Origin of the sequence: Mesorhizobium sp. M1338 (assembly GCF_040318045.1) — a bacterium.
Classification (GTDB): Bacteria; Pseudomonadota; Alphaproteobacteria; order Rhizobiales; family Rhizobiaceae; genus Mesorhizobium.
The window spans coordinates 1-10,742 of the sequence record NZ_JAMYLL010000091.1 but is presented as its reverse complement, the minus strand read 5'-3'; the positions used below and the strand labels follow the sequence as shown (position 1 = coordinate 10,742).

General features: G+C 59.8%; 8 protein-coding genes and 2 pseudogenes. 4 read left to right on the top strand and 6 right to left on the bottom strand.

Annotated elements, in window-relative coordinates:
* The 3 genes and pseudogenes from NKH19_RS32350 to NKH19_RS32340 all read left to right on the top strand — a co-directional run.
* The coding region (locus NKH19_RS32350) for an IS3 family transposase (protein ID WP_352983763.1) at positions 1-488 on the top strand (488 nt) is incomplete at its 5' end.
* A gap of 743 nt (positions 489-1,231) precedes the next feature.
* Positions 1,232-1,435, top strand: coding sequence for a CsbD family protein (locus NKH19_RS32345; protein WP_352601557.1), 204 nt, complete (start codon positions 1,232-1,234; stop codon positions 1,433-1,435).
* Positions 1,436-1,684: 249 nt separating this feature from the next.
* A pseudogene (locus NKH19_RS32340) lies at positions 1,685-1,792 on the top strand (glutamine amidotransferase); the annotation flags it as partial.
* Positions 1,793-2,038: 246 nt separating this feature from the next.
* Here the strand turns inward: NKH19_RS32340 and NKH19_RS32335 are convergent.
* Positions 2,039-2,893 carry a transglutaminase-like domain-containing protein gene (locus NKH19_RS32335; protein WP_352983760.1) on the bottom strand — a complete coding sequence of 285 codons (855 nt, stop codon included), beginning with the start codon at positions 2,891-2,893 and terminating at the stop codon, positions 2,039-2,041.
* Between the two features lie 77 nt (positions 2,894-2,970).
* A complete protein-coding gene (locus tag NKH19_RS32330; protein ID WP_352873885.1) occupies positions 2,971-3,846 on the bottom strand; it encodes a transglutaminase family protein in 876 nt (291 codons plus the stop codon).
* A 641-nt stretch (positions 3,847-4,487) separates the two neighbouring features.
* Between NKH19_RS32330 and NKH19_RS32325 the strand changes: the two genes are divergently transcribed.
* The gene (locus NKH19_RS32325) at positions 4,488-4,946 is read left to right on the top strand and encodes a YybH family protein (protein WP_352873881.1); all 459 of its coding nucleotides are present in this window, start codon (positions 4,488-4,490) and stop codon (positions 4,944-4,946) included.
* Positions 4,947-4,971: 25 nt separating this feature from the next.
* Here NKH19_RS32325 and NKH19_RS32320 read toward each other — a convergent pair.
* From NKH19_RS32320 to NKH19_RS32305, 4 genes and pseudogenes are all read right to left on the bottom strand, one after another.
* Positions 4,972-5,272: pseudogene (locus tag NKH19_RS32320) on the bottom strand (site-specific integrase); the annotation flags it as partial.
* A gap of 202 nt (positions 5,273-5,474) precedes the next feature.
* Positions 5,475-6,812 carry an HlyD family type I secretion periplasmic adaptor subunit gene (locus tag NKH19_RS32315; RefSeq protein ID WP_352983758.1) on the bottom strand — a complete coding sequence of 446 codons (1,338 nt, stop codon included), beginning with the start codon at positions 6,810-6,812 and terminating at the stop codon, positions 5,475-5,477.
* A complete protein-coding gene (locus NKH19_RS32310; RefSeq protein ID WP_352983755.1) occupies positions 6,809-8,527 on the bottom strand; it encodes a type I secretion system permease/ATPase in 1,719 nt (572 codons plus the stop codon). The genes NKH19_RS32315 and NKH19_RS32310 overlap by 4 nt, the downstream gene beginning before the upstream one ends.
* Positions 8,528-8,589: 62 nt before the next feature.
* Positions 8,590-10,742: Ig-like domain-containing protein (locus NKH19_RS32305; protein WP_352873878.1), on the bottom strand; the 2,153-nt coding region annotated here is incomplete at its 5' end.

Here is a 10,742-nt window from a genome sequence, read left to right as displayed (position 1 = left end):
ACGTCGCGACCTGGACGGGCTTCGTCTATGTCGCCTTTGTCATCGACACCTATGCGCGAAGGATCGTCGGCTGGCGGGTGAGCCGGACGGCGCATGCCAGCTTCGTTCTGGACGCTCTGGAACAGGCTCTCCATGATCGGCGGCCCGTGCAGGGAGGCGGGCTCATCCATCACAGCGATAGAGGCAGCCAATACGTCTCTATCAGATACACCGAGCGCCTGGCGGAGGCCGGCGTCGAACCTTCGGTGGGCAGTGTCGGCGACTCTTACGACAATGCTCTCGCCGAAACGATCAACGGTCTTTACAAGGCCGAGGTGATCCATCGACGCGGACCCTGGCGCTCATTCGAGGCCGTCGAGTTCGCCACGCTCGAATGGGTCGACTGGTTCAACAATCGCCGGCTGCTGGAGCCCATCGGCAACATCCCGCCGGCCGAAGCCGAGGAACGCTACTACGCCATGCTGGATGAACCAGCCATAGCCGCGTGACTCAAACGAAACGGCCTCCGGAAAACCCGGGGCGGTTCACTAACGATGACGACGGGATCTTGGTCTTCACCGATGAAGGCATCGAAGAGGTCGAACTCCCCCTCGAAGAACATCATCGCGTCTCCCCATCGAAAGCTTGACCCCAGCACCGCGGTGCTCAGGTCCTCATGGCATCGGATATGCACGTCTGCGGTCTTCACCGGATGCGTACCTTGAAATCACGGTGGCTGAAGCTGTAGCGGGTTGGGAATTTATGCGTCAGCAGTTGGGTCTCCGAGCGAGAGCTGAGCGACGGCCAGATGGTCGGCCCTGTAGATGAAGCGGGGCTTGTCCTCTCTAAGCCCAATTAGGGAGACTTTGTTGCGGTTGCGGCCCGCAACCATTCGAACAATCCAGTCCTGGTCTGTTCGATGGAACGCTATGTCGCCGGCTTCCGCATTTTCTCCCTTCAGTGCCGGTACATCCCGCGAAGGGTAGCGCGGGCGCCTATCCTTTAGCCAATCCAGTTCGATTGAGGTTAGGCCTCGATGCTCTGACGTGCGTCATCGATCACCGCTTGCTCGGCTGCTTCAGGTTCTCCCAAGGCACCACCTGCCGCAAAGCAGGAACTTTTAGAGTCTAATGTTCCGGCTGTTTGGTCGAATCGAAAATCGGCTTCCAATCGCGGTTGTCGCTTCTTCGGCATTGGAACCTCACTGCCATACGACCGTTTTTCCACGGGAGAAACGAAGGAGGTCGCCACCATGGACTGGAACCGCGTCGAAGGAAATTGGAAGCAGGTTAAAGGCAAGGTCAAGGAACAGTGGGGCAAGCTCACTGATGATGATCTAGACCGCATCGCCGGCAAGCGCGATCAGCTCGAAGGCAAGATCCAGGAACGCTACGGCTTGGCGAAGGATCGCGTACGCCGAGACATCGATGAATGGTATGGCCGGCAAGGCTGGTAGACAGCTTCGATCGCCAAAGGGCGCCGTCGCGGACCGCGCCCTTTTCGCCACTTTCATCGATCGAATGTTGGCTTCCAGTCGCGGTTGCGCTCCCGCTGCTGGCCCTCGTAATCAGGAATGTTGAAGATTTTTTGATTGGCAGTTAACACGGGTCGTCAGAACGCTAATTGCGCTGCTGAGCCGGCTGCACAATTTCGGTATGTCTCCTCCCACCGACGTTGTCCTTGGACAAGCGCGATCTAGCGCTCCTTGCTGTTCGCAAACCATGGCCGCGGGCGCACGGTCGCCTGGGCGACCGACATCGGTCCGCATTGGCTCTCGCAGGACTTTCTCGAATGGCCGCTCTACGGCAACTTGATGTGCGAACATGGTGCGGTGGCCTCGCCGGCACCGAATGAGAAGGGCGGATACCTGGTCAGTGCCGTTGCTGGTTTCGCTGCAGGCCTTAATTCGGCTTTCAACTAATGACGGTGAAGGGCCATTTTGACGGACGTCACAATGGTACAAAACATCTCATAAGTCTTTGACTTTACTAATACAACTCAGAGTTCAATCCTTTCTCGCAGCACGAACTGGCGCGGAGCTTTGGCCACAGCGATCAGATCAAGGTGAAGGCACTGGATTTCCGATAGGAGTCGCTAACACGTGCTCCGCTTGGACTTCTTTCGTGACAACTTCGAAGCCAGCAAGTCTCGATGAACCGAAACTGGTTGAGAGTGCAACATCAGTCGCGTCGCAACCCGTCGCCATCAGGATCCTACCTATGCGAGGGCGGTTATGCCGAGCATCAAATGTGAACCAGTGACCGCTTAGATATGCTTGGAACCATGCGCTGAAATCCATGGGATCCGGCACCGGAGGCACGCCAATGTCGCCGAGATAGCCGGTGCAATAGCGCGCCGGGATGTTCATGCAGCGGCATAGCGAGATGGCCAGATGCGCAAAGTCGCGACAGACGCCGGTTCGATCTGCGAGAGCGCCGTGGGCAGTCCGAAGCGGGTCCGCGGCTTGGTAGCTGAAAGCGATGTGATTGTGCACGAAATTACAGATCGCCTGCACCCGCGCCCAGCCGGAGGGGGCATTGCCAAAATTCGCCCAAGCGAAGTCGCCAAGCCGGTTGGTGTCGCAATAGCGGCTGCCCAGGAGAAACCTGAGCACCTCGTCGGGCAGTTCCTTGATGTCGTGCTGGATGGCTTCTGGCATGACGACATCAGACTTCCCAGTATCGTAAATGTCGAAACTCGTGGATATCGTTGTCAGGCCCGCAGGCGCTTCTATTCTCGTGCACGCGTTGCCAAAAGCGTCAATGTAGCCGCGGGCTTCGATCGGGCGATCAAAGCCTAGGACCTGTTCTGTCAACAGATCGACGCGGCGTGAAGGATGGATCTCAAGGACGAGCAGCATTGGTGTCTGCTGCGGACATTCGTAGGTGAGGTTGAAACCCGCGCGGATGCGCATCGATGCTCCAATGCCTTGATTCAGGAACCGGGCAAACTCCAAATTGCCCAAACAGTTCCGGAGAACATCAGACAGAGCTAATTTTGTTTCGCCACCTTTACCTCAACAGTCATGCCAAGAAAACTTGAGGCGCTGCCGGAGTAGCTTCCCGAAAGAGGTATGGCCTGCTGGGGATGCCTGGCCACGGCCACCCTGATCAGATCCCGGTTGCCGACAATGCCATTGGTAGGATCGAACTCGACCCAGCCGGCACCAGGCAAATAGACTTGGCACCAGGCATGCGTCGATCCTCCGCCGCGCACATCAGCACTGTCGCGGCTCGGCACATAGACATAACCGGTCACAAACCGGGCTGCGAAGCCGAGCGACCGCACCGCCTCCATCATGAAAAGCGCGAAGTCCCGGCATGTGCCTTTGCGCAGATGCAACGTCACGAGAGGCGGCTGCGTCCCGGTTTCGATCCGACGGGAATAGACGAAGCTCTCATGGATGGCGTAGCAGAGCGTCATCAGCAATTTGCCGGTCTCGGTTTGTCCCGAGGCATTCACGAACTGCCGTGCCCATTTGCCAATCTCGTCGCTGTCATCGGCATGATGGCGCTCCATGGTTTGCGCGAGGTCGGCCCCCTCATCGGGATCGTAAGAGAATGGATAATTCAGCGCGGCCTCATCGATACGGAAATCGGGCGCATGCTGCGGCGTGTGATCGAGCCGAATGTCTGTCGCGAAATGGAGTTTATTGGCCGAACCCGTGAATTCGATCACGGCAACGCAGTTTCCAAAAACGTCATGGATCCATCGAATTCCCATCGGCTCGGGGTCCACGGATAGGGCGTGGTCCAGAAGTCGTTGATCGAAACTGTCGCGCGGCCTGAACATCAGCCGGTGCTCGCCAAACCTCACCGGTTGGTTATAGCGATAGACAGTCGAGTGCTTGACTGAAAAAATCGGCATCGGCGTCCGCCAACGATTTCGCAGGAACGTCCGCAGCAATCTAGCGCCTAATCGGCCCGGAACGAACTGTTTCCGCTCCGCCGGCCCGGCGTGTTCCTGGACGCGCTTCCACAGCCGGTCTCGGATGGCGCCCCGCGAGTTGATTGAGGCCGAGCCGACATATCTCCCGGTCGCCCGATCCGCCATCAGGGCGAAAGCCGGCTTCCCAGGCTCACGCTCGACGCCAAGCAACTCGTATTCGTCAATGCTGTAAGCTTTGGTCCTGAGCCAGGCCGTCGAATTGCTGTCCTTGCGCTTCGAAACCATACCTTCGAGCCCGGCTTGATCGATCAGGTGGATGATCGCCTTAGCCTCGCCAGGAAGTGGGGCTAAACTGGATGCTCGCGGCGATCTTCCAGCGGCATGTCGCGTCGAACGCAATGTGCGCCTCAGCGTGAGTGGGGGGCATGGATATTAGCCTAGCTGGGATTGTCATTGTATTAGCGTAAGCGCATATTAGCCCTGCAAGCGGCCTGCTACGCCCCGTCTGTAAAAGACATTGATTGGGCGCCGATGTCCGACAACACCCGGCAATTACTCGCCCTCGTTGTCTTCATCTGCACATGGTCTTCGCTGGCCGGCTTTCAAAAGGGAGGACTTCGATGCGCTACTTTCTAGCCACTTTTTGTTTCGTCGCACTAGTTATCGGCGGTGGCGAATCTGCAGGTGCCCAGACAGCCCAATCAAGCATAGAGGCGAACAATGCGGACTTTGTTGCGAAGTTTGCCGCTAAGGATACGGCGAGCTTGGCTCAACACTACACCGAAGACGCGGTAGCGTTTCCTCCCAACGAAGAGCGGGTCGCCGGCCGCGAAAGCGTTCAGAAGATGTGGCAGAGCTGGATCGATGCAGGATTGACCGATCTGACCCTGAAAGCGGCGCAGGTCGAGGAGAGCGGCAATCTCGCGTATGAGGAGGGCACCTACTCTATCAAGATTCCCGGTAGCGACGGCAAGACCAGTGAGGAAATCGGCAAATACATTGTGGTTTGGAAGAAGGGCGCCGACGGCGAATGGCGACTGCATCGGGATATTTGGAATACGAACCTTGCTAAGAAGTAGAGGTCGCCAATCACTCCCGCCAGCGACTCGTGATTTCGAGCTGGACTGGACGACCCGTCTTCTGCTGAACGACGATTGCGCGGGTCCTAATCTCCGGCCCCGAAACCACATTTCTAATCCTGATCTTGACCAGGTCGCAGCCGCGAAGCTTGCTGTCGATTGCCAGATCGAACAGCGCACGGTCTCGAACGCGCCCCTCGCGATCGAGGAAGAAGCGAACAGCCCAGATCTGTTTCTGTGTGAGCCGACGCTTGGTTCCTACTTTCATTTCCTGCATTCCAGGCGGCCCGCTCGCGGCTAGCATCATCGTATTGAGAGTGACTCATGTGAGTTCTCCTCGGCCTTGATTGGCCGATGGAGAAACGGGAAGCCCCAGCGTTGCAGGTCGGGGCCGAAACCGAAACGGCAGCTCCTGGCATTTAACTGGCGATTGCAGGCATGGTCTCGGAGTCCGTAGGCCTGTCTTGATCCACGGAGGCCTGACAGGCTCGTCGAAACTTTGCATCGCCAATCGATTGGCGACCTCCGTCATTTCTGGCGAAAGGCGGAGTGGAACGATACGACCAGCGGGCCTAAAATGTAGTCGAGTGCGGTACGTTCCTCGGTAACGATCATGACCGACGCTGGCATGCCTGGATAAAGCGCAATCTGGGGGGCCGCCGCCAATTCCATCGGATCGACCGCTACGTCGGCAAGATAGTAGGGAAACCCGGTTTTGCTGTCGGTAATGCGATCCGCCGAAATGCGGGTGACGCGTCCATGAATTGTGGGAATTGAGCGCTGCTTGTATGATGTGAAGCGAACTTCGGCCGCCATCTCGGGTCGCAGGTTCGATATGTCCTCGACGCGAACCTGCGCCTGGACGATCAGCGAATTCTCGGTCGGCACGATGTCGAGGATTGTCTGGCCCGGCGCCACGATCGCCCCGATCGAGAAGATGCTGAGATCCATTACCTGACCGTCATAAGGCGCGCGGACTTCGGCCCGGTCCATGGCAGCCTGGGCGGCAAACATCTTTGGCACAAGGTCGGCAAGATTCGACTGGGTTTCGATCAGCATGGCCGAAAGCTTGGCTCGGCGCTCATTGGTCAGTTGCGCGATCTGGCTATCGAGCTCGGCCTTGCTCTGCTGGCTGCCGGCGATTGCGCCGAGGTTTTCGTCGATCAGGCCTTGCAGATCCGAGGCGGATCTTTCCAGTTCCAGAATGCGCGGGCGGGTGGTCAATCCGGCCTTGAGCAGTTTTGAAAGGCTGGCCTTCTCGTCGATCGTCGATTGCAGCTGGGCGTGGTAGGATTCGACACGAGACTGCTTGCCCTGGATCTGCTCCTCGAGTTCGCCAATCCGCCGCTCGAGGATCTGCTTGGCGCCGGCCATCGAGGCGCGCTGGCTTTCCAGGTCGGCGATCTGGTTTGCCATCGCATCCCTGAGGTAGGCCTCGTGCTCCTTGAGGATGTCCTTCGGGAAGGCAACAGCCTCGCTGCCGTCCAGTTCGGCCCGAATCCTGGCATCGGTTGCGCGAAACAGCGCATATTGCTGAGCATAGAGATTGAACTCGGAGCGAATCCTGGTGTCGTCCAGCGCCAGCATTATGTCGCCCTTCCTGACGATGTCGCCATCCTTGACGCGGATCTCCTTCACCGTTCCGCCGTCGAAGTGCTGCACGCTCTTGCGATTGCCTTCCACCTTGACGACAGCGTCGGCGAGCACGGCGCCGTTCAGCGGGGCAAATGCCGCCCATCCGCCGAAGATGCCGAAGAAGGCGACGATGATCAGCAGGCCGACATAGGCCGGCACCTGGATCGAATCCGGGGCCAGGATACCGGTTTCGCCGGGCAGGCTTCGGTAGGTGAGGGCCCCGTCGCTCATCGATCTCTCCGGCCGCGGTTCATTGGGGTTGCCACCGCCATTGGCGCCGAGCGCTGGTTGAGCAGCGCCACGATCTCGTTTCTCATGCCGAAGGCCTCGACCGCGCCATCGCGCAACAGAAGGATCTTGTCGACATTCGCCAGGGTCGAAGGCCGGTGCGAGACGATGATCACCGTGCTGCCGCGGCGCTTGAGCTCGATCGCGCACTCGCTCAGCGCGCGGTCGCCATCGGCGTCTAGATTGGAACTCGGCTCGTCGAGAATGATCAGTTTCGGCGTTCCGAACACCGCCCGTGCAAGAGCAATCCGCTGCCGATATCCCCCCGACAGCACGGCGCCGCCTTCGCCGATCTGGGTCTCGTAACCCTGCGGTAGGCGGATGATCATCTCGTGTACGCCGGCGAGCCGCGCGGCCTCGATCACCTCCTGGTCGACATTCGTCTTGAAGCGCCCGATATTGGCGGCCACCGTATCGGAGAACAGTTCGATATCCTGCGGCAGGTAGCCGATGTGGTCGCCGAGCGCGTCATGCCCCCACTGCGACATGTCGGCGCCGTCCAGCCTGACGGTGCCGCGACTGGGCTGCATGACGCCAGCGAGGTTACGTGCCAGCGTCGACTTGCCGGCGCCGGAAGGGCCGACGATTCCGAGCGCCTCGCCCGCTTCCAGTCGAAACGATACGTCCCGCAGAAGCACCTTCTGCTGGCTGGGAATTGCGTAGCTGACCTGCTCGACGGAGATCTTGCCGCTGGGCTTGGGCAGGTTGAACGATCTTTCGTTCCGCGCGCCCCCGTCGACCAGTTTCTCGACCCTTGCCAACGCAGCCCGCGCCAGGATCAGGCTGCGCCAGAGGCCGACGATCTGCTCGACAGGCTGCAACCCCCTGCCCAGCAGTAGACTCGCGGCGAACATGGTGCCGCCGGTGATCTGCCGCTCGATCACCAGATAGGCGCCGAGGCCGAGGATCAGTGACTGCATGGTGAGCCGCAGGAACCGGATAAGGCCCGACATCAAGGCGGCGCGGTCGCTCGCCTCCGCCTGGCGCCGCAGCGCCAAATTGCGGTCGCGCCCCCAGCGGCGAATGAGACCGTCGATCATCCCCATGGCGCGAACGACTTCCGCGTTCCTGAGGCTCATCTCCGTAAAATTATAGTTGGTGGTCGCCAGGTCGTTGGCCTGCTTCAGCGGCGAACGCACGAGATACTCGTTGAGCACGGCCATGGCGATCAGGAGCAGCGAGCAACCCAGTGCGAAGAAGCCGAGCCATGGATGCAGCAGGAAGATGATGCCGATATAGATTGGCGACCATGGCAGGTCGAACAGGGCATGGACGCCGCTGCCGGTGATGACCTGCCGGAACGTGTCGAAGTCGCGGATAGGCTGGCTTTGCGAGGAACCGGGCGATGGGGTTTCGACCGACGCGGCAAGGATTTTTGCCGAGAGCAGCCGGTCGAGTCGCGCGCTGGCGCGCGTCAGGATAGCGGCGCGCACCAGGTCGAGGCCGGCCAATGAAAGGAAGGCCGCGAGCAACACCAGGGTCAGCATCACCAGCGTGGTTTCGCTGCCGCTGGTGACGACCCGGTCGTAGATCTGCAGCATGTACAATGGGGACGCGAGGTAGAGCAGATTGATTGCCAGGCTGAATGCCGCCGCGACCAGGAAATAGCGGCGGCATGCCCGAAGCGCATCCTTCACAACTCGAGGTTTGCTATCCAATTCCAGAACCCCACTCGGTGCTCGTCAGGCCGGTGGGCCGCCGCCGACGGCGGCCCTTCTGGTCAGACCACGAAGTCGCTTGAAATTGCTCCATTACCGACGCCCGTCAGCGTGAACTCCGCCGGATTGTACGAAACGGCGGTATGACCTTGGCCGTCATCGGCAAGCTTGAAGCCGTTGGCATCATAGGAGCCGACCAGATGCAGCGCGGTACCGTGGGTACCATCCGAAACGGTCAGCGTTCCGCCGCTACCATCCTGGTTTGCCTGATAGACGGCCGTCGTTCCCGCACCGAACAGGATATCCTCGAGCTCCAGCCTGTCGTCATTGGTGATGCCGCCGATCCGCCCGCTGAAATCGAAGGAATCGTCGAGTTGCAGTGTGCCGGCCGCGTCGTGCGCGAAGGTGACGTCCGTTGACGAGGCGCCGCCGAATTCGAGCTTCGAGAGATTGCCGATCGTGGCGTCACCGTCGCCGGTAACCTGGCCGTCGATGACGATGTCGCCGCCATTGGCCCACAGCATGCCGGAATTCGCCAGCCCGCCGGTGATCGTCAGGCCACCTGAACCGGTCGCCTCCAATGTTCCGGAGTTGATGACGACGCTGCCCCCTGTATCGATGAAGAGCGCATTCGCGCCGGAGGCGATGATGGTGCCCTGGTTGTCGAGGCTCAGCATCCCGCCGCCCAGTTGGCCGGCACCCGAGATCGTGTTGTCGACATTGACCAGAGTGACATCCGGCCCCGTGCCGGAGATCACGTTGGCGGCGCTGTCGGAGAGCAGGATCTGCCCGCCACCCTGCAGGGTCACGCCATGCTGGATGATTTGCAGCAGCGTATCGCCGCCGGTCGAGTCCAGCGAGATGAGGCCGCTATTGTTGATCGTGCCGCTCAGCGGCAGCAAGGCGCCGTCGCCGATCGTCATGGTTCCGGCATTGTTGACCACCGGCGTCTGGTCGAAGACGAAATTGCTTGCCATCAGTGCGCCCGAGTGGACGCCGTCCAGCGTGATCGACTGCCCATCGCCGAGCGTGATCACCGCGTTCCCGTGGGCATCGTCGGCGATATGCGTCTGGAGATCGGCAAAATCTGCCAATCCGTTGTAGCCGATAAGGTCGATCTGGTCGGCCGCCGCATCGAAACTGTGCACCGTGTCGGCGCCGATCGGCTGCGAGAAGACGAAGAGATCGTTGCCGCTCGATCCGGTCAGCACATCGTCGCCAGACCAGGCAAAAATCGGCGAACCCGGAGCGTAGGCCTCGACATTGTCGGCGATGGACGCGCTGCCAGTCGTGCCGTCCGCGTTGGTCCAGGACATCTGGACGTCGAGCACTGCTGCGCCGGCGAAATCGGCAGGCGTGGTGACCGTCAGCCCGTGCAGGTCGCTGGTCTGCACCGTCCAACTGCCGTCAGCGTTGTGGGTTGCGCCGTCGATGGTCCAGCCGGAAGGCACATCCTTCACCGTGACGGTGATGAGCGCACCCTCATGCGATGGATCGGTGAGGGCGAGATTAATCGGCTCTCCGGCAACGCCGGCGGGGTTGAGAGGTCCTAGACTCCCTGCAGCACCCGGGTTAAACGCCGAGTCCGTATAGCTACCTGCTATCACATCAACCTTTACAGAGCCGCTAGCAGTTCTCGTCAAGGTCGCTGTCCAAGTATCACCGTCTACATGAGTAATGTTGCTCAGCGTGCTACGTGTCAATGTAACATCGGTCGCACTGCTGGGATCGAAACCAGTCACAATTTCACTAAATTGGAAGGTGACTATGGAGGTAGAACCGATTGTATTATCTAAGGGCGTACTAGTGATTGTTACAGTCGGCGGCGTCGAGTCGACGGCGGTGCTGACGGTATAGTTAACCGAGTTGCTTGAAGCACCCGGGGCGTTGCCAGCCAGGTCCTGCCACGCCGTACCCACCGTAATGACGTTCGTAGCGTCGGTGATCGACACCAGCGGTGTCAAAGTGGCGGTGAAAACTTTCGAATCGGCCGTAGCTGTAATCGTGCCCAAGGTTGCGCTGGTGGTGTCGTAGCTCACGTCCGCTGCAGTGAAGTTCGACGGTACTTCGCTGAAGGTAAAGGTCACCGTCGTGACATCGCCGGCCGTGAGCGCGGTGTCATTGATCCCAATGGTTGCCGTCGGCCGCAGCGTGTCGATGGCGTAATTGTTGGAATCGGTGGTGCCGCTGTTGGTGTTGCCCGCCGCGTCGCTGA